Origin of the sequence: Xanthomonas sp. 3307 (genome assembly GCF_014199735.1) — a bacterium.
Taxonomy (GTDB): Bacteria; Pseudomonadota; Gammaproteobacteria; order Xanthomonadales; family Xanthomonadaceae; genus Xanthomonas_A; species Xanthomonas_A rydalmerensis.
In genome coordinates, this window is record NZ_JACHOG010000001.1 from 1,009,107 (window position 1) to 1,027,782 (window position 18,676).

Genomic DNA, 18,676 nt, shown 5'->3' on the forward strand with positions numbered 1-18,676 from the left:
CCGCGCCGCTCATGCGCCGCGGCGGCGAATCCGGGCGAAACCAGCGCACTGCGGAAAAAAAGAAACCCCCGATCGCTCGGGGGTTTCGCGTGCAAATGGCGGAGTGGACGGGACTCGAACCCGCGACCTCCGGCGTGACAGGCCAGCATTCTAACCGACTGAACTACCACTCCGCGTTTGAACGGAGGCGGGCGCGAGGCCCGCTTTCCCGGAGCGGCCGGGCCGACGCTGGCGCGTGGCGGCGACTGCGAGAAACGAAACCCCCGATCGCTCGGGGGCTTCGGTACAACTGGCGGAGTGGACGGGACTCGAACCCGCGACCTCCGGCGTGACAGGCCAGCATTCTAACCGACTGAACTACCACTCCGCTTTTGAAACTTGTCGCTTGGTGCTCTGGTGGGTGCTGAGGGTTTCGAACCCCCGACCCTCTCCGTGTAAAGGAGACGCTCTACCGCTGAGCTAAGCACCCTAGCGAGTCGATTAGTTTACGGCATCCTTCAGCGCTTTACCAGCCTTGAACGTCGGATTCTTCGACGCCGCGATCTTGATGGAGTCGCCGGTCTTCGGGTTGCGGCCGGTACGCTCGGCACGGTCGCGCACCTGGAAGGTGCCGAAGCCCACGAGCGTGACGCTGTCGCCCTTCTTCAGCGCCTTGGTCACTTCCGACACGAAGGCGTCGATGGCACGACCGGCTTCGGCCTTGGAGATATCGGCGGCAGCGGCGATCGCGTCGTTCAGTTCGGCTTTATTCATTTCTTGATGACTCCATGTGCGGCAGAAGACCGCGGAATTGAGGATCGGGTGTCGGCGTGGCCTGTCTCGCGTTGGCGAGACCCCGATCGATGATTTGCACTACCAAGCACGCCCGTTCGCGGTGCTCGCAAGCGCTGCATTTATACCAGCGGGCCCATACCCGCGCAAGCCGAAAAGCCAGCAACGGCGCGGGTTTGAGCCATGTGCGCAGGGACGGTTCAGCGCGCGTCAGTGCTTGACGCGCGGGTTCGAGGATGCTTTCTGCTTGCGCCGCGACGGCGCCTGCTCGGCATCGGCGGCGGGCTTGGGCGCAAGCGGACGCTCCAGGGCCAGATCCAGCACTTCGTCGATCCACTTCACCGGCACGATCTTCAGATCGCGGGTGACGTTCTCCGGGATGTCGGCCAGATCCTTGCGGTTCTCCTCGGGGATCAGCACGGTGCGGATACCGCCGCGCAGCGCCGCCAGCAACTTTTCCTTGAGTCCGCCGATCGCCGAGACGCGGCCACGCAAGGTGATCTCACCGGTCATCGCCACCTCCGACCGGACCGGCACCTTGGTCAGCATCGACACCAGCGAGGTCACCATCGCGATGCCGGCGCTGGGGCCGTCCTTGGGCGTGGCGCCATCGGGCACGTGCAGATGCACGTCGTGCTTCTGCAGGAAGTCCGCCTCGATGCCGAGCCGCTCGGCGCGCGAGCGCACCACCGACAACGCCGCCGACGCCGATTCCTTCATCACGTCGCCGAGCTGGCCGGTCAGGATCACCGCGCCCTTGCCCGGCACCAGGGTCGATTCGATCTGCAACAGATCGCCGCCGACCTCGGTCCAGGCCAGGCCGGTCACCAGGCCGATCTCGTTCTGCTCCTCGGCGCGACCGAAGTCGTAGCGGCGCACGCCCAGGTACTTGTCCAGGTTCTTCGAGCCGACGCTGACGCGCGCCTTGTCCTTGCGCGCGACACCCTTCTTGGCCGCAGCCTTCTTCGCCGGCACCACCGTCTGCGGACCGGCCAGGGCGATCTCCTTGACCACCTTGCGGCAGATCTTGGCCACTTCGCGCTCGAGGTTACGCACGCCGGATTCGCGCGTGTAGTAGCGCACGATGTCGCGGATCGCGTCGGCACCGATCTCCAGTTCGTCCTGCTTCAGGCCATTGGCCTTGAGCTGCTTGGGTACCAGGTAGCGTGCGGCGATGTTGAGCTTCTCGTCCTCGGTATAGCCGGGGATGCGGATCACTTCCATGCGGTCCAGCAACGGGCCCGGGATGTTCAGCGAATTGGAGGTCGCCACGAACATCACTTCGGACAGGTCCAGATCCACTTCCAGGTAGTGGTCGTTGAAGGCGTTGTTCTGCTCGGGGTCGAGCACTTCCAGCAGCGCCGAGGACGGATCGCCGCGGAAGTCCATCGACATCTTGTCGATCTCGTCGAGCACGAACAGCGGATTCTTGCTGCCGACCTTGTTGAGGTTCTGCACGATGCGGCCCGGCATCGAACCGACATAGGTGCGGCGATGCCCACGGATCTCCGCCTCGTCGCGCACGCCGCCCAGCGACATGCGCACGAACTTGCGGTTGGTGGCCTTGGCGATGGACTGGCCCAGCGAGGTCTTGCCCACGCCCGGCGGCCCGACCAGGCACAGGATCGGCCCCTTCATCTGCTTCACCCGCGACTGCACCGCGAGATACTCGAGGATGCGGTCCTTGACCTTCTCCAGGCCGTAGTGATCGGCGTCGAGGGTTTCCTGCGCGACCTTGAGGTCCTTGCGCACCTTGCTGCGCTTCTTCCACGGCACGCCCAGCAGCCAGTCGAGGTAGTTGCGCACCACCGCGGCTTCGGCGGACATCGGCGACATCTGCTTGAGCTTGTTGAGTTCGGCCTTGGCCTTGGTCTCCACCGGCTTGGGCATGCCGGCCTCGGCGATCTTGCGCGCCAGTTCCTCCAGTTCGCCCGGCGCATCGTCGAGGTCGCCCAGCTCCTTCTGGATCGCCTTCATCTGCTCGTTGAGGTAGTACTCGCGCTGGCTTTTCTCCATCTGCGACTTGACCCGGCCGCGGATGCGCTTTTCCAGTTGCTGCACGTCGATCTCGCCGTCGACCAGGCCGACCAGCATCTCCAGACGCTCGCCCACTTCCAGCGTTTCCAGCAGGCGCTGCTTGTCGGCCAGGCGCACGCCGATGTGCGCGGCGATGGTGTCGGCCAGGCGGCCGGGCTCGTCGATGCCGGACAACGTCTGCAGCAACTCCGGCGGCAGCTTGCGGTTGGTCTTGACGTACTGCTCGAACAGCGACATCAGCGAGCGCGCGATCGCCTCGACCTCGCGCTCCTCGCGCGATTCGGCGGCGTCGATCTCGCGGCCTTCGCCCTGCAGCGCGCCGTCGCGCTCGGCGACCTTGTCGACGCTGACCCGCGACAGGCCTTCGACCAGGACCTTGATGGTGCCATCGGGCAGCTTCAGCAGTTGCAGCACCTGCGCCAACGTGCCGACGTTGTACAGGTCGGCCGCCGCCGGATCGTCGGTCTCAGCGGATTTCTGCGCGACCAGCAGGATGCGCTTGTCGGCCTCCATCGCGTGCTCGAGCGCGCGCATGGATTTGTCGCGACCGACGAACAGCGGGATGACCATGTGCGGGAAGACCACGACGTCGCGCAACGGCAGGACCGGCAGGTCGAGGACTTCGGATTGGGACTGGGCCATAAGGATTCCGATTTGGGAGGCGGGAACGCGGTGCGGGCGGCCATAAAAACGCCGATGGCCCCGTTATGGGGCCATCGGCTGGACGATGCAAGGGGAGCAAGAAACCCCTTTTACTTTCAGTAACTTACCGAGACACAGGGAGGCCGCGACGAGGTCGCCGCGCCCACCCCGCCCGGGGTCACTCCGCGGAGGCGACCTTGGGCGGCGCCGGCGGGGTCTGGTAGATCAGGTACGGCTCGGACTTGTGCTCGATCACCGACTCGTCCACCACCACCTTGCTGACGTTTTCCTGCGACGGCAGCTCGTACATCGTGTCCAGCAGCACCGACTCGACGATGGTGCGCAGGCCGCGTGCGCCGGTCTTGCGCTTGAGCGCCTTCTTGGCGATGGCCAGCAGCGCGTCCTGGCGGAACTCCAGCTCCACGCCTTCCATCTCGAACAGCTTCTTGAACTGCTTGGTGATGGCGTTCTTCGGCTCGGTGAGGATCTTGATCAGCGCCGGCTCGTCCAGCTCCTCGAGCGTGGCGACCACCGGCAGGCGGCCGACGAACTCGGGGATCAGGCCGAACTTGATCAGGTCTTCCGGCTCGACCTCGGCCAGGATCTTGCCGACCTCGCGCTTGCGCTCGGAACTCTTGACCTTGGCACCGAAGCCGATGCCGCCGGCATCGTTGGAGCGCTGCTGGATCACCTTGTCCAGGCCGGCGAACGCGCCGCCGCAGATGAACAGGATGTTCTTGGTGTCCACCTGCAGGAATTCCTGCTGCGGATGCTTACGCCCGCCCTGCGGCGGCACCGAGGCGACCGTGCCTTCGATCAGCTTCAGCAGCGCCTGCTGCACGCCTTCGCCGGACACGTCGCGGGTGATCGACGGGTTTTCGCTCTTGCGCGAGATCTTGTCGATCTCGTCGATGTAGACGATGCCCTGCTGCGCCTTGTCGACGTCGTAGTCGCACTTCTGCAGCAGCTTCTGGATGATGTTCTCCACGTCCTCGCCGACATAGCCGGCTTCGGTCAGCGTGGTCGCATCGGCGATGGTGAACGGCACGTTGAGCAGGCGCGCCAGCGTCTCGGCCAGCAGCGTCTTGCCCGAACCGGTCGGACCGACCAGCAGGATGTTCGACTTGGCCAGTTCGACCTCGTCGTTCTTCTGCCGGCTCTCGATGCGCTTGTAGTGGTTGTACACGGCCACGGCAAGCGTGCGCTTGGCGCGCTGCTGGCCGATCACGTACTGGTCGAGCACTTCCAGGATCTCGCGCGGCTTGGGCAGGCTGCTGCGTGCCGACTGCGCCTTCTCCTCGAGCTCCTCGCGGATGATGTCGTTGCACAACTCGACGCATTCGTCGCAGATGAACACGCTGGGCCCGGCGATCAGCTTACGGACCTCGTGTTGACTCTTGCCGCAGAACGAGCAGTACAGGATCTTGTTGCTGTCGCCGGAACGGCCTTGCCGGTCTTCGCTCATTGCTTCGCTTACCCAGTTACCCCACCCGATGAACGGTGGTTCGATTTCGAGAATAGCACAGGGCCGGGAGGACGCTAGCCCGACCCCGGCCCTGCGGAATACGCTGCGTTTAGCAGTACATGCAAGCCTTATGCCGGCTGGATGGACTCATCCGGGCGACGCTCCAGAACCTGGTCGACGAGGCCGTAGGCCTGCGCGTCGACGGCGCTCTTGAAGTTGTCGCGCTCGGTGTCGCGGGCGATGGTCTCCAGCGACTGGCCGGTGTGCTTGGCCAGGATTTCGTTCAGCCGCGCGCGCAGGGTCAGGATCTCGCGCGCGTGGATGTCGATGTCGGTGGCCTGGCCCTGGAAGCCGCCCAGCGGCTGGTGGATCATCACCCGCGAGTTCGGCAGCGCATAGCGCTTGCCGGCCGCGCCCGAGGCCAGCAGCAGCGCGCCCATCGAGGCGGCCTGGCCAACGCAGATGGTGCTCACGTCCGGCTTGATGTACTGCATGGTGTCGTAGATCGCCATGCCGGCGGTGACCACGCCGCCCGGCGAGTTGATGTAGATGCTGATGTCCTTCTCCGGATTGTCCGCTTCCAGGAACAGCAGCTGCGCCACGATCACATTGGCCATGTGATCGTCGATCGGGCCGACCAGGAAGATCAGGCGCTCCTTCAACAGGCGCGAATAGATGTCGTAGGCGCGCTCGCCGCGGCTGGTCTGCTCGACCACCATCGGAACCAGATTCAAGGCCTTGGTCACATTGTCCACGCGGTGATCTCCTGCTGCTCGGGGTCGGTCCCTGTACGGGGGTGTACAGGGCTTCGCATCGTGTTGCGCCCCGCCGCCGCGGGGAGTGAAACGGGATTCGGCGCGCGCATGCCGGGATGCGCGCGGCGGCGACGCGTCGTCTTATTGACGGATCGCGTCCTGGAACGACATCGCCTGCTCGGTGTGCTGGGCGCGCTCGGCGATCCAGTCGATCACCTGCTCTTCCATCACGCGGCTCTGCAGCCCTCCCATCAATTGGGGGTCGTTGCGGTACATCTCAATGACCTGTTCCGGCTCTTCGTAGGTCGAGGCGATCAGGCGCAGCGTCTCCGAGACCCGCTTCGGGTCCAGGCGCAGTTCGTTGCGGCGGGCGACCTCGCCGACCAGCAGGCCGACCAGCACGCGCTTGCGCGCGGCATCCATGAAGCCCTGGTGGGCATCGTCAGGCACCTGGCCCGGGTCGCGGCCGGAACGGCGCAGTTGCTCGACCTGCTGCGCCAGCATCGCGCGCGCTTCGTTCTCGACCAGGCGCGGCGGCATTTCGACCGAGGCGTAGGCGGCGATCAGCTGCTCGCCCACTTCGCGGCGCAGGCGGTTCATCAGCGCGCCCTTGAGCTCGCGCTCGAGGTTGATGCGGATGTCCTTGCGGAACTGCTCGGCATCGCCGCTCTTCACGCCGAAGCTCTTGATGAACTCCTTGTCCACGTCCGGCAACACCGGCGCGGCCACGTCGACCGCCTTCACGTGGACCTGGACCTGCTTGCCGGCGAACTGCGGCACGCGCCAGTCGGCCGGGAAGTCGACGGTCAGGGTCTTCTCTTCGTCCTTGGACAGGCCGACCAGGCCCTGCTCGATCGCCGGGAACATGACGCCCGAGCCGATCACGCTGCTGCCCTTCTCCACGCCCTCGGCCGGCAGGCGCTCGTCGCCGACCTGCGACCAGGTCTCCAGGGTCACCAGGTCGCCGTCCTGCGCCGGACGCGCGGCCGGCTGCCAGGTGCGGCGCTGCAGGCGCAGGTTTTCGATCATCTGCTCGATGTCGGCGTCGGTGACCTCGGCGGTGTGGCGGATCACCTGCAGCGTGGACACGTCGATGTCGCCGAAGTCCGGCACCACTTCGAAAGTGGCCACGAACTGCAGTTCGTTGTCGCCGGCGCGGTCGATGCGCGGATTGCCGGCCAGGCGCAGTTCGTGCTCGCGCACGGCCGAGTCGAAGGTCTCGCGCAGCAGGCCGTCCAGCGCCTCGGCGCGGATCTGCGGCCCGAAGCGCTGCTCGATCACCTTGGCCGGAATCTTGCCCGGACGGAAGCCCTTGATCCGCGCGGTACGCGCGACTTCGCGCAGGCGACCGCCGACATGGGTTTCCAGGCGATCCTCCGGCAGGGTGAAGGTCAGACGCCGTTCCAGGGTACCGGTGGTTTCGATCGAAGCTTGCATGTGGACTCCTGCCACCGGGAGCCCACGGCTCTCGGCACGATGTAGAAAAGTACGGGTTGGCGCGGGCACGGGACAGCCGCCGCAGCCGGATAGTTTCGCCTATTCCCGCGGCGCCTGCCAGCGCAGGGCCGGTAGGCCCGAAGCGGCGACGCCGGACGTGGCCGCGCGAGCATGGTCCACGGGCATCGGGATGGTGCGAAAGAGGGGACTCGAACCCCTACGCCTTGCGGCACTGGTACCTAAAACCAGGGCGTCTACCAATTCCGCCACTTTCGCGCTGCGGCGCCGGAAGGCGCCTGCCGGCACATTGTTGCAGGCCGGCCGGTAAAGAAAAAGGCACCTGCCGGAGCAGGTGCCTTTCTGTTTTGGTGGGCCGTCAAGGATTCGAACCTTGGACCTATTGATTAAGAGTCAACTGCTCTACCAACTGAGCTAACGGCCCTGAAACTGAGTCGCACATTCTATGTGCTTTTTTGCTTCGTTGCAACACCCGCGAAGCGTCGGGTCACACGATCAATGGGGTGGCTGAGGGGACTCGAACCCCCGACATCTGGAATCACAATCCAGTACTCTAACCAACTGAGCTACAGCCACCATTGAAACCTTGCATCTCCTGCCCGGCGCCGGTGTGGCGCGCCCGACAGGAATCGAACCTGTAACCGCCGGCTTAGAAGGCCGGTGCTCTATCCAGTTGAGCTACGGGCGCCCTGGCTGGATTGTCGCATTCCTTTCAGCCGTTGGACATCGGATTGGTCGGGGTAGAGGGATTCGAACCCCCGACATCCTGCTCCCAAAGCAGGCGCGCTACCAGACTGCGCTATACCCCGGCGGAACATCCCTCGCGGCCAAGGCCGGAAAGGTCGGCTATTGTGGGAAGCCTGAGGCCCGCTGTCAACGTCGCATGTACGCAACATCGCCTGCGCTATGCTCACGCCTTGCCATCGGCACCGGCCGAGCGCCACTTTTTGAAGGAGAAAACAGCATGCTTCGCAGCGGCAATCCCGCCCTGAAGGAATCCACCTTCCTCGATCTGCACAGCGGCAACGTGGTCTCGCCCGGCAGCGGCACGGTCGTCGCGCGCGACAGCGGCGCGATGACCCTGAACGGTACCGCCAACAAGACCGGCGTGCTGTTGATGCTGACCGTGCTCACCGCCGTGTTCGCCTGGAGCCAGTCGCTCTCGGTCGACGCCGCGGGCAACGAGATGATCGCCCCGGGCGTGGCCGGCTACGCGCTGGGCGGCGCCATCGGTGGCTTCATCCTGGCCCTGATCACGATCTTCAAGAAGGAATGGTCGCCGATCACCGCGCCGCTGTACGCGCTGGTGGAAGGTTTCTTCCTGGGCTCGATCTCGGCGGTCTACGAGCACCGCTTCAACGGCATCGTGCTGCAGGCGGTGTTGCTGACCTTCGGCACCTTGTTCGCGCTGCTGTTCGCCTACCGCAGCGGCATGATCAAGGCCACCGAGAACTTCAAGCTGGGCGTGGTCGCGGCCACCGGCGGCATTGCCCTGGTGTACCTGGCGACCATGGTGCTGGGCTTCTTCAACATCCAGATTCCCTACATCCACGCCTCCGGCACGGTCGGCATCCTGTTCAGCCTGTTCGTGGTGGTGGTGGCGGCCCTGAACCTGGTGCTGGACTTCGACTTCATCGAGAGCGGCGTCGAACAGGGCGCCCCCAAGTACATGGAGTGGTACGGCGCGTTCGGCCTGATGGTCACGCTGGTGTGGCTGTATGTGGAGTTCCTGCGCTTGCTGTCGAAGCTGCAGTCGCGGAATTGAAGCCGGGAATCGGGATTGGGGAATCGTAAGAGCGACTCCCCTTGACCGATCTGCGGATGTGGTTTCGGACAACTTCCTAGCAAAAGAAAGGGCGCCCTGAGGCGCCCTTTCTTGTTTGCGATCTTCCGGCGCGCTCAGAGGCGGCTGGCGATAGCCTTGGCGAAGCCCATGGTGTTGCCGCTGCCGCCCAGGTCCGGGGTCAGCCCGTCCTTGGCTTCCAGCGTGGCGACGATGGCGTTGCGCAGGCGCTCGGCGTTCTGCGGCTGGCCGACATGGTCCAGCAGCTGTGCCGCACCCAGCAGCAGCGCGCACGGGTTGGCCTTGCCCTGCCCGGCGATGTCCGGGGCCGAGCCGTGCACGGCTTCGAAGATCGCCGCGTCCACGCCGATGTTGGCGCCCGGGGCCAGGCCCAGGCCGCCGACCAGGCCGGCGCACAGGTCCGACAGGATGTCGCCGAACAGGTTGGTGGTGACGATGATGTCGAACTGCTCCGGGCGCATCACCAGTTGCATGCACGCGTTGTCGACGATCATTTCCTGGAATTCGATCTCCGGGTAGTTCGCCGCCACTTCGCGCGCCACCTTCAGGAACAGACCCGAGGTGGACTTGATGATGTTGGCCTTGTGCACCGCGGTGACCTTCTTGCGGCCGGTCGCACGGGCCAGGTCGAAGGCGTAGCGCACGATGCGCTCGGAACCCTTGCGGGTCACCTTGGCCATGGACAGCGCGGTCTCGCCGTCGGCCGACACTTCCTGGCCTTCGCTCAGGTAGGCGCCTTCGGTGTTCTCGCGCACGGTGATCAGGTCCACGCCGGCGCCGAAGCGCGACTTGGTGTTCGGGAACGACTTGGCCGGACGCACGTTGGCGTACAGGTCGAACTGGCGGCGCATGGCCACGTTGATCGAGCTGAAGCCCTCGCCCACCGGCGTGGTCAGCGGGCTCTTCAGCGCCACCTTGTTCTTGCGGATCGACTCCAGCGTGGCGGCCGGCAGCAGGTCGCCGTGCTTCTCCAGCGCCACCAGGCCCGCATCGGCGTATTCGTAGGTGAGGCCGGCGCTCAGCGCGTCGAGCACGAACAGCGTGGCGTCCATGATCTCCGGGCCGATGCCATCGCCACGGATGACCGTGATTGTCTGCGTCATAGGGTTGCGGTTTCCGTACAAGAGGGGGGAGCGCCGCCCGGGAACCGGGGCTGCAGGCGCAAGGAGGTTTCAGTGGTAATTATGCCCGAAGCCGGTGAAGGCGCCCAAAACCGAACGGCCGTCGGCGTCGGACGCCGGCGGCCATCGGGGCAGCCCGGGGCGGGCTCAGTCGTGCGCGTGCTGCGCCGGGGCGGCGGCGCCGGCCTCCAGCGTGTCGAGGAAGTCCACCGCACGGCGCAGGTGCGGGATCACGATCGACCCACCGACCACCAGGCCCACCGAGAAAGTCTCGAAGAACTCCTCGCGACTGACCCCGGCCTCCTTGCACTGGGCCACGTGGTAGCTGATGCAGTCGTCGCAACGCAGTACCAGCGAGGCGACCAAGCCGAGCAGTTCCTTGGTCTTCACGTCCAGCGCGCCGGCCTGGTAGGTCTGGGTGTCGAGCGCGAAGAAGCGCCGCACCACCTGGTTCGGCTCGGCCAGGATGCGCTGGTTCATGCGCTGGCGGAACTCGGTGAACTCGCGGACCCGGTCCGACCCGGATGCGCCGCCCTCGCCCGTTGCGGCGCCGCTCACGCCTGCGCCTCGGGGGCGTGGCCGTCGAGCAGCGGCTCCAGCTTGCCAGCGCGGTGCAGCGCCATCATGTCGTCGTAACCGCCGACATGGACGTCGCCGACGAAGATCTGCGGGACGCTGGTGCGCCGCGCCAGTGCGACCATCTTCTCGCGCTCGGCCGGATCCAGGTCGATCCGCACCTCGTTCCAGGTGCGGCCCTTGCTCTTGAGGAAGTTCTTGGCCGCCACGCAATACGGGCAGATCGCGGTGGAATAGAGGGTGATCGGCGCGCCGCCGGCGTGGCTGGTATCGGTCGTTGGGTTGTCCACGGGAAACTCCGGGCGGTGTAGAAGGTCCAAGTCACTATGGTAGCGGCCGGGTGGATTTTCGAGGCCGCTGCCGCAACACTGCGAATCATCCCGGATTCACCGTCGTCCCGGACGCCACCCGGCGTCCGCCTGCCCTCCTGGAGCCCGTCTTGCGCCTGCTGCCGCTCGCCTTCGCGATCACCCTGGCCACCGCCTGCGCCGTGGCGCCGGCCCAGGAGAACAAGCTGCCGGACATCGGCTCCTCGGCCGGCGAGCTGCTGACCCCAGCGCGCCAGGCCGAGTACGGCAAGATGATGCTGGCCGAGCTGCGCAGCTACGGCTACGTGCTCGAGGATCCGCTGATCGACGACTGGCTGCAGACCATGGGCACCCGGCTCGGCGCCAACAGCGACCAGCCGCAGCAGAAGTTCACCTTCTTCATGTTGCGCGACCGCCAGATCAACGCCTTCGCCACCCTCGGCGGCTACGTGGCGGTCAACGCCGGCCTGGTGCTGACCGCCGAACGCGAGGACGAGGTCGCCGCGGTGCTGTCGCACGAAATCGCCCACGTCACCCAGCAGCACGTGCTGCGCGGAGTGGAGCGGGCGCAGCGCGACCAGATCCCGATCCTGCTCGGCATGCTCGCCGCGGTGGTCGCGGCGCAGCAGGCCGGCGGGCGCTCCAGCGGCGACGCCACCCAGGCGGCGATCGCCAGCGGCCTGGGGCTGATGCAGCAGCGGCAGATCGACTACACCCGCTCCAACGAATCGGAGGCCGACCGCCTGGGTATCCGCACCCTGGCGCGCAGCGGCTACGACGTCGATGCGATGGCCGGCTTCTTCGAGCGCATGTCGCTGGCGATGCGCGGCAACCAGGGCGGCTACAGCACTCCCGACTTCCTGATGACCCACCCGGTCACCACCACCCGCATCAGCGAGGCGCGCGAACGCGCCGAGCAGATGAAGAAGAACACCCTGACCGTGACCACCAGCGTGCCCGGCGGCACCCTGAAGGAGCGGGTCGATCCGAACGACGTGTCGCTGAGCCAGCCGCTGGGCGCCCCCAGCAACCCGCTGCTGCCGGGCGGCCTGCAGCTGCCGTTCGCCGACTACGCGCGTGGCCCCAGCGGCCAGTTCGCGTGGGCCCGCGAGCGGCTGCGGGTATTCAGCGCCAACACCCCGGCCGATGCGATCCGCGAGTACGAAGGCCTGCGCCAGGGCAGCAAGCAAGGCCTGAGCGACGCCCAGCGCTACGGCCTGGCGCTGGCCCGGCTGCGCGGCGGCGGCAGCGCGCAGGACGTCGCGCAGACGCTGGAAAGCCTGCTGGAGGCGCACCCGGACAACTGGTGGCTGACCGTGGCGGTGGCCGAGGCCGAGGCCAAGGCCGGCCGCAACCAGGCCGCCGACCAGCGCTTCGAGGCGCTGGTCAAGCGCATGCCCAGCAATCGGGCGGTGGCGCTGAGCTATGCGACCGCCCTCAACGAACAGGGCGGCCGCCAGGCCGGCCAGCGCGCCCAGGCGGTGCTGCGGCCGCTGCTCGGGGCCGCCGCGGAGGATCCGGTGTTCCAGCGCACCTTCGCCCGCGCCTGCGAACTGGCCGGCGACGACACCCGCGCCGGCGAGGCCTATGCCGAGGCCGCCTACCTGAACGGGCACCCGGAGCAGGCACTGATCCAGCTCAGCAACCTGAAGAAGCGCAACGACCTGGACTACGTGGCGCGCGCGCGCATCGATGCGCGGATCGCCGCGATCACCCCGACGGTGCTGGAACTGCGCCGCCAGGGCGTGCAGGACCCGGACATGCAACGGCGCTGAAACGCGCCCGTGTCAGGCGTCACTCAACCGTAATAAAACCGTAGTCTACTGGCGACCTTCCTCCCCAGTTCCACGGTGCCGTTGTGCAGAAACGCATCCTGATCGTCGACGACGAACCGGCCATCCGCGACATGGTCGCGTTCGCCCTGCGCAAGGGCGACTTCGAGCCGGTGCATGCCGGCGATGCCCGCGAGGCGCAGACCTCGATCGCCGACCGGGTCCCGGACCTGATCCTGCTGGACTGGATGCTGCCCGGCACCAGCGGCCTGGAACTGGCCCGGCGCTGGCGCAAGGATGCGATGACCCGCGAAGTGCCGATCATCATGCTCACCGCCCGCGGCGAGGAGAACGACCGCGTCGGCGGCCTGGAGGCCGGCGTCGACGACTACGTGGTCAAGCCGTTCTCCGCGCGCGAACTGCTGGCGCGGATCCGCGCGGTGATGCGCCGCACCCGCGAGGACGACGAGGACGGCAGCGTCTCGGTCGGCAGCCTGCGCATCGACGGCGCGGCGCACCGGGTGTTCGCCGGCGAGGCGCCGGTGCCGATCGGCCCGACCGAGTACCGCCTGCTGCATTTCTTCATGACCCATCCCGAGCGCGTGTACAGCCGCGCGCAACTGCTCGACCACGTCTGGGGCGGCAGCGTCTACGTGGAAGAGCGCACCATCGACGTGCACATCCGCCGCCTGCGCAAGACGCTGGAACCGTTCGCGGTGGAAAACATGGTGCAGACCGTCCGCGGTTCCGGCTATCGCTTCTCTGCGTCCATCTGACCGCCGGCTTCGCCTGCTATAACGGCGGACGGATCACGATCCTTTGCGACAGAGTGCGTTCCCGATGCCCCGCCACATCCGCTCCGCCTGGTTGAAGACCCTCGGCACGCTCGCCGGCATGTTGTTGCTGGCGTTGCTGGTCGGCTGGATCGGCGGCCATGTGTGGATGGCGCTGACCCTGATGTCGCTGGGGGTGATGGGCTGGCACTACTGGCGGCTGCGGCGGGTGCTGCGGCGGCTGACCGCGCGCCAGCGCTGGGAGCCGCCGGCCGGCACCGGGGTGTGGAACGAGCTGGACCGGCTGCTGTACCGCAGCCAGGCGGAAATGCGCGTGCGCAAGCGGCGCCTGCTGGACATGCTGCGCGCCTACCGCGCCGCCGCCGCGGCGCTGCCCGACGCGGTGGTGGTGGTGGACCGCAACAGCCAGCGCATCCAGTGGTTCAACGAGGCGGCCGGCACCCTGCTCGGCCTGCGCCACCCTGGCGACCTCGGCGCGCCGGTGGTGGAGCGCTTGCAGCCGATGCCGCTGGCGCACTGGCTCAGCGGCGGCCGCAACGCCGAACCGATGCTGGACATGCCCTCGCCGGTCGACGACCGCCTGCGCCTGAACCTGCGCCTGATCCCCTATTCCGACGACCACTGGCTGCTGGTCGCACGCGACGTCAGCAAGCTGCTGCAGCTGGAGCAGGTGCGCCGCGATTTCGTCGCCAACGTCTCGCACGAGCTGCGCACGCCGCTGACCGTGGTTCATGGCTACCTGGACATGCTCGATCCGGAGGACTTCCCGGACTCGGGGCCGATGATCGCCGAGATGCGCAAGCAGTCGCAGCGCATGACCCAACTGGTCGAGGACCTGCTGACCCTGTCGCGGCTGGAATCGCAGGAGCACGCCAACGAGGAGTCGATCGCGATGGCGCCAATGCTGGCCACGCTGCGCCGCGAGGCCGAGGCGCACAGCCAGGGCCGGCACCGCATCGAGGTCCACGACGAGGCCGATTGCGACCTGGTCGGCTCCAACAAGGAACTGCACAGCGCCTTCTCCAACCTGGTCACCAACGCGGTGCGCTACACCGCGGCCGGCGGCACCATCCGCATCCGCTTCGCCCGCGAAGGCGACGGCGCGGTGCTGTCGGTGCGCGACAGCGGCTACGGCATTCCCGCGCACCATCTGCCGCGGATCACCGAGCGCTTCTACCGCGTCTCCAGCAGCCGTTCGCGCGAGAGCGGCGGCACCGGCCTGGGCCTGTCGATCGTCAAGCACGTGCTCGGTCTGCATCAGGCGCGACTGGAGATCGAGAGCGAAGTCGGCAAGGGCAGCACCTTCTCCTGCCACTTCGGCGCCGGGCGCGTGCATCCGCGGCACGACCATGCCACCCTGACCTCCGTCTAACGAGTATCGCCATGCCCCGCCGCGCCCCTGCCCTGCCGCCCACGCCGCCACCGGACATTCCCAGCGACCCGCTGCGCGATCCCGCGTTGTACATCAACCGCGAACTGTCGCAACTGGACTTCAATTTTCGGGTACTGGCGCAGGCGCAGGACCCGCAGGTGCCGTTGCTGGAGCGGCTGCGCTTCCTGTGCATCTCCTGCACCAACCTCGACGAATTCTTCGAGATCCGCGCCGCCACCGTGCGCCACGCGCAGGAGTTCGGGCTGCCGCCGGCGCCGGACGGGATGAGCCCCAGCGCCATCCTCACCTCCATCCACGACCGCGCCGCGCAACTGGTCGACCAGCAGTACCGCTGCTGGAACGAGGTGCTGCGCCCGGCACTGAAGGACGCCGGCATCGGCGTGCTCGGCCGCCATTCCTGGAACGCGCGGCAGAAGCGCTGGCTGCGCGCCTACTTCCGCAACGAGATCATGCCGGTGCTGTCGCCGCTGGGCCTGGACCCGGCGCATCCGTTCCCGAAGATCCTCAACAAGTCGCTGAACATCGTGGTGGTGCTCAAGGGCACCGACGCGTTCGGCCGCGTCGGCCACCTGGCGATCGTGCGCGCGCCGCGCTCGCTGCCGCGCATCATCCAGTTGCCGGAAAGCCTGTCCGAGGGCGGGCAGAGTTTCGTGTTCCTGTCCTCGGTGCTGTCCACCTTCGTCGACGAACTGTTCCCGGGCATGGAGGTGATGGGCTCCTACCAGTTCCGCGTCACCCGCAACTCCGAACTGGTGGTGGACGAGGAGGAAGTGGAGAACCTGGCGCTGGCGCTGCGCGACGAACTGGTCAACCGCGGCTACCGGCCGGCGGTGCGGCTGGAGATCGCCGAGGACTGCCCGAAGTCGATCGTGCGCACCCTGCTGCAGAACTTCGAATTGCCGGAGAACGCGGTCTACCGCATCAACGGCCCGGTCAACCTGAGCCGGGTCAACCAGGTCTACGACCTGGTGCAGCGCCCGGACCTGAAGTATCCGGCGATGAACCCGCGCACCCTGCGCGACAGCGAAGGCATCTTCGAGATCGCCGCCGCCGGCGACGTGCTGCTGCACCACCCGTTCGACGCCTTCACCGCGGTGCTGGACCTGATCAAGCAGGCCGCGATCGACCCCAACGTGCTGGCGATCAAGCAGACCCTGTACCGCACCGGCAAGGACTCGGCGATCGTCGATGCGCTGGTGCTGGCCGCGCGCAACGGCAAGGACGTCACCGTGGTGGTGGAGCTGCGCGCGCGCTTCGACGAAGAGGCCAACCTGGGCCTGGCCGACCGCCTGCAGGAAGCCGGCGTGCAGGTGGTGTACGGCGTGGTCGGCTACAAGACCCACGCCAAGATGCTGCTGATCGTGCGCCGCGAGGGCCGCAAGCTGCGCCGCTACGTGCACCTGGGCACCGGCAACTACCACAGCGGCACCGCACGCGCCTACACCGACCTGAGCCTGATCACCTCCGACGTGGACATCGGCAACGACGTGCACCTGCTGTTCCAGCAGTTGTCCGGCCTGGCACCGAAGATCCGCCTCAAGCGCCTGCTGCAATCGCCCTTCACCCTGCACCCGGGCGTGCTGCACCGGATCGAACGCGAGACCAAGCTGGCGCACGCCGGCCGCCCGGGCCGCATCATCGCCAAGATGAACGCGCTCAACGAGCCGCAGGTGATCCGCGCGCTGTACGCCGCCTCGCAGGCCGGGGTCAAGATCGACCTGATCGTGCGCGGCGCCTGCACCCTGCGCCCCGGCGTGCCGGGCGTGTCCGACAACATCCGGGTGCGCTCGATCGTCGGCCGCTTCCTCGAGCACAGCCGGGTCTACTGGTTCGGCAACGACGGCGCGCCGGAACTGTTCTGCGCCAGCGCCGACTGGCTGGAACGCAACCTGCTGCGGCGCGTGGAGACCGGCTTCCCGATCCTCGATCCGGACCTGGTCAAGCGCATCCACCGCGAGGTGCTGCAGAACTACCTGGCCGACAATCTCAACGCCTGGGAACTGGACGCCGACGGCAACTACCGCAAGCTGGCCCCGGGCCAGGACCAGCCGCCGCACTCGGCGCAGCTGGCCCTGCTCGACGGGCTCTGAGCGCAGCGCGGCGTCGCGCCAACGGCGCGCGCCGCGCATCGGCTACCATTCCGCCATGCCTGCCACCTCCCCCACTCATCCGCCGCTGCGCGACGACGACCTACTGGCCGCCATCGACCTGGGTTCCAACAGTTTCCACATGGTCATCGCCCGCTATCAGCTCGGGCAGCTGCGGGTGGTGGACCGCCTGCGCGAGACCGTGCGCATGGCCGACGGCTTGGACAACAAGGGCGGGCTGTCCGCCGACGCGCGACAGCGCGCGCTGGAATGCCTGGCGCGCTTCGGCCAGCGCATCCGCGACCTGCCTTCGCTGCGCGTGCGCGCGCTGGCCACCAACACCGTGCGCCAGCTGCGCTCGCCGCAGACCTTCCTGATTCCCGGCGAGACCGCGCTCGGCCATCCGATCGAAGTAGTCAGCGGTCGCGAGGAAGCGCGCCTGATCTACCTCGGCGTGGCCCACGCGCAGCCGCCCAAGCCGGACGAACGCCGCCTGGTCATCGACATCGGCGGCGGCTCCACCGAGTTCATCATCGGCAGCGGCTTCCAGACCCTGGAACGCGAGAGCCTGCAGGCCGGCTGCATCGCCAGCACGCGACGCTTCTTCCCGGGCGGCAAGCTGTCCAGGAAGAAGTGGAAGGACGCGCTGACCGAGATCGGCGCCGAGTTCCAGCAGTTCGCGGGGCAGTACCGTGCGCTGGGCTGGCATGAGGCACTCGGCTCGTCTGGCACGCACAAGGCGATCGGCGAGATCTGCGCGGCGATGAAGCTGACCAAGGGCGCGATCACCGCCGAGGCGCTGCCGCAACTGCGCGACCGCCTGCTGCTGGCCAAGCGCATCGAGGACATCGACCTGCCCGGCCTGTCCGCCGACCGCCGGCCGATCATCGCCGGCGGCGTGCTGGTGCTGGAGGCGGCGTTCCAGGCGCTGGGCCTGCAACGGCTGATGGTGAGCAAGGCGGCCATGCGCGAAGGCATCCTCTACGACATGCTCGGCCGCGGCGGCGAGAACGATCCGCGCGAAACCGCGATCGCCGCGCTCACCCAGCGCTACGGCATCGACGAGGCGCAGGCCGCGCGCGTGGAGCACACCGCGATGGCGCTGTTCGAGCAGGTCGCCGGCGACTGGGCGCTGGATGCCGACGACGCGCGCATGCTCGGCTGGGCCGCGCGCCTGCACGAACTCGGCCAGGCCATCGCGCACAGCCAGTACCACGTGCACGGTGCCTACGTGCTGGAGCACTCGGACATCGCCGGCTTCTCGCGGCAGGAGCAGCAGGTGCTGGCCACGCTGGTGCGCACGCACCGCCGCAACGTCTCCAAGACCGCGTTCGACGCGCTGCCCGACCGCCTGCTGCTCAGCGCCAAGCGCAAGGCCGCGCTGCTGCGCCTGGCGGTGCTGCTGCACCGCGCGCACGAGGCCGATCCGATCCCCGCGCTGGAACTGAAGGCCGACGGCGCCAACCTGCACCTGATCCTGTCGCAGCCGTGGATCGAATCGCGGCCGCTGCAGCGCGCCGACCTGATCGGCGAAGTCGAGGGCATGGCCGGGCTGGGGATCAATTTCCGGCCGTTCGTGGCTTGAGGGCCGGGATTCGGGATTCGGGATTCGGGATTCGGGATTCGGGATTCGGGATTCGGGATTCGGGATTCGGGATTCGGGATTCGGGATTCGGGATTCGGGATTCGGGCGGGA

General features: G+C 67.3%; 14 protein-coding genes and 8 tRNA genes. 6 read left to right on the top strand and 16 right to left on the bottom strand.

The features are described 5' to 3' along the window. Window positions 1–96: 96 nt before the first annotated feature. The 13 genes from GGR64_RS04295 to GGR64_RS04355 form a co-directional block, all read right to left on the bottom strand. Window positions 97–173, bottom strand: a tRNA-Asp gene (locus GGR64_RS04295). Between the two features lie 117 nt (window positions 174–290). Further along, window positions 291–367, bottom strand: a tRNA-Asp gene (locus tag GGR64_RS04300). Window positions 368–394: 27 nt separating this feature from the next. After that, window positions 395–469: transfer RNA gene (locus tag GGR64_RS04305), tRNA-Val, on the bottom strand. A gap of 11 nt (window positions 470–480) precedes the next feature. After that, the gene (locus GGR64_RS04310) at window positions 481–798 is read right to left on the bottom strand and encodes an HU family DNA-binding protein (RefSeq protein WP_228135976.1); all 318 of its coding nucleotides are present in this window, start codon (window positions 796–798) and stop codon (window positions 481–483) included. A 183-nt stretch (window positions 799–981) separates the two neighbouring features. After that, window positions 982–3,450: an endopeptidase La gene (gene lon, locus GGR64_RS04315; protein ID WP_160966185.1), complete on the bottom strand. Its 2,469-nt coding sequence runs from the start codon at window positions 3,448–3,450 to the stop codon at window positions 982–984. A 178-nt stretch (window positions 3,451–3,628) separates the two neighbouring features. Beyond that, window positions 3,629–4,915, bottom strand: coding sequence for an ATP-dependent Clp protease ATP-binding subunit ClpX (clpX, locus tag GGR64_RS04320; RefSeq protein ID WP_160966183.1), 1,287 nt, complete (start codon window positions 4,913–4,915; stop codon window positions 3,629–3,631). Between the two features lie 128 nt (window positions 4,916–5,043). Beyond that, window positions 5,044–5,670 (bottom strand): ATP-dependent Clp endopeptidase proteolytic subunit ClpP, encoded by a 627-nt coding sequence (gene clpP / locus GGR64_RS04325; protein WP_017907831.1) that lies wholly within the window; start codon window positions 5,668–5,670, stop codon window positions 5,044–5,046. A 141-nt stretch (window positions 5,671–5,811) separates the two neighbouring features. Further along, window positions 5,812–7,107 carry a trigger factor gene (gene tig / locus GGR64_RS04330; RefSeq protein ID WP_184644119.1) on the bottom strand — a complete coding sequence of 432 codons (1,296 nt, stop codon included), beginning with the start codon at window positions 7,105–7,107 and terminating at the stop codon, window positions 5,812–5,814. Between the two features lie 191 nt (window positions 7,108–7,298). Continuing rightward, window positions 7,299–7,383 (bottom strand) — tRNA-Leu (locus tag GGR64_RS04335). 90 nt (window positions 7,384–7,473) lie between these two features. Continuing rightward, window positions 7,474–7,549 (bottom strand) — tRNA-Lys (locus GGR64_RS04340). A gap of 75 nt (window positions 7,550–7,624) precedes the next feature. Further along, window positions 7,625–7,701, bottom strand: a tRNA-His gene (locus GGR64_RS04345). A 35-nt stretch (window positions 7,702–7,736) separates the two neighbouring features. Continuing rightward, window positions 7,737–7,813: transfer RNA gene (locus GGR64_RS04350), tRNA-Arg, on the bottom strand. Window positions 7,814–7,857: 44 nt separating this feature from the next. Further along, window positions 7,858–7,934 (bottom strand) — tRNA-Pro (locus GGR64_RS04355). Between the two features lie 155 nt (window positions 7,935–8,089). Between GGR64_RS04355 and GGR64_RS04360 the strand changes: the two genes are divergently transcribed. Then, complete coding sequence (locus GGR64_RS04360) at window positions 8,090–8,890, top strand: Bax inhibitor-1/YccA family protein (RefSeq protein WP_160966179.1); 801 nt, start codon at window positions 8,090–8,092, stop codon at window positions 8,888–8,890. A 134-nt stretch (window positions 8,891–9,024) separates the two neighbouring features. Here the strand turns inward: GGR64_RS04360 and GGR64_RS04365 are convergent, their stop codons facing one another. From GGR64_RS04365 to grxC, 3 genes are all read right to left on the bottom strand, one after another. Continuing rightward, complete coding sequence (locus tag GGR64_RS04365; protein ID WP_184644121.1) at window positions 9,025–10,032, bottom strand: isocitrate dehydrogenase; 1,008 nt, start codon at window positions 10,030–10,032, stop codon at window positions 9,025–9,027. 165 nt (window positions 10,033–10,197) lie between these two features. Further along, window positions 10,198–10,530 carry a carboxymuconolactone decarboxylase family protein gene (locus GGR64_RS04370; RefSeq protein WP_221236086.1) on the bottom strand — a complete coding sequence of 111 codons (333 nt, stop codon included), beginning with the start codon at window positions 10,528–10,530 and terminating at the stop codon, window positions 10,198–10,200. A 74-nt stretch (window positions 10,531–10,604) separates the two neighbouring features. Then, window positions 10,605–10,916, bottom strand: coding sequence for a glutaredoxin 3 (gene grxC / locus GGR64_RS04375; protein ID WP_184644125.1), 312 nt, complete (start codon window positions 10,914–10,916; stop codon window positions 10,605–10,607). Window positions 10,917–11,065: 149 nt separating this feature from the next. Between grxC and GGR64_RS04380 the strand changes: the two genes are divergently transcribed. The 5 genes from GGR64_RS04380 to ppx all read left to right on the top strand — a co-directional run bounded on the left by GGR64_RS04380 (window position 11,066) and on the right by ppx (window position 18,565). Then, window positions 11,066–12,709 (top strand): M48 family metalloprotease, encoded by a 1,644-nt coding sequence (locus GGR64_RS04380; RefSeq protein WP_184644127.1) that lies wholly within the window; start codon window positions 11,066–11,068, stop codon window positions 12,707–12,709. An 83-nt stretch (window positions 12,710–12,792) separates the two neighbouring features. Beyond that, window positions 12,793–13,482 (top strand): phosphate regulon transcriptional regulator PhoB, encoded by a 690-nt coding sequence (gene phoB, locus GGR64_RS04385; RefSeq protein ID WP_160959358.1) that lies wholly within the window; start codon window positions 12,793–12,795, stop codon window positions 13,480–13,482. A 64-nt stretch (window positions 13,483–13,546) separates the two neighbouring features. Then, window positions 13,547–14,872, top strand: a complete 1,326-nt coding sequence (gene phoR / locus GGR64_RS04390) for a phosphate regulon sensor histidine kinase PhoR (protein ID WP_160966169.1) — start codon at window positions 13,547–13,549, stop codon at window positions 14,870–14,872. Window positions 14,873–14,883: 11 nt separating this feature from the next. After that, the gene (gene ppk1 / locus GGR64_RS04395) at window positions 14,884–16,983 is read left to right on the top strand and encodes a polyphosphate kinase 1 (protein ID WP_160966167.1); all 2,100 of its coding nucleotides are present in this window, start codon (window positions 14,884–14,886) and stop codon (window positions 16,981–16,983) included. 55 nt (window positions 16,984–17,038) lie between these two features. Then, on the top strand, window positions 17,039–18,565 hold the full coding sequence (gene ppx / locus GGR64_RS04400) for an exopolyphosphatase (RefSeq protein WP_160966165.1): 1,527 nt from the start codon (window positions 17,039–17,041) through the stop codon (window positions 18,563–18,565). Window positions 18,566–18,676: the final 111 nt, after the last annotated feature.

Coding starts and splice junctions, on each gene's coding strand:
- lon (WP_160966185.1), bottom strand. CDS start 3,450: ATGGCCCAGTCCCAATCCGAAGTCCTCGACCTGCCGGTCCTGCCGTTG.
- clpX (WP_160966183.1), bottom strand. CDS start 4,915: ATGAGCGAAGACCGGCAAGGCCGTTCCGGCGACAGCAACAAGATCCTG.
- tig (WP_184644119.1), bottom strand. CDS start 7,107: ATGCAAGCTTCGATCGAAACCACCGGTACCCTGGAACGGCGTCTGACC.
- GGR64_RS04360 (WP_160966179.1), top strand. CDS start 8,090: ATGCTTCGCAGCGGCAATCCCGCCCTGAAGGAATCCACCTTCCTCGAT.
- GGR64_RS04365 (WP_184644121.1), bottom strand. CDS start 10,032: ATGACGCAGACAATCACGGTCATCCGTGGCGATGGCATCGGCCCGGAG.
- GGR64_RS04370 (WP_221236086.1), bottom strand. CDS start 10,530: ATGAACCAGCGCATCCTGGCCGAGCCGAACCAGGTGGTGCGGCGCTTC.
- phoR (WP_160966169.1), top strand. CDS start 13,547: ATGCCCCGCCACATCCGCTCCGCCTGGTTGAAGACCCTCGGCACGCTC.
- ppk1 (WP_160966167.1), top strand. CDS start 14,884: ATGCCCCGCCGCGCCCCTGCCCTGCCGCCCACGCCGCCACCGGACATT.
- ppx (WP_160966165.1), top strand. CDS start 17,039: ATGCCTGCCACCTCCCCCACTCATCCGCCGCTGCGCGACGACGACCTA.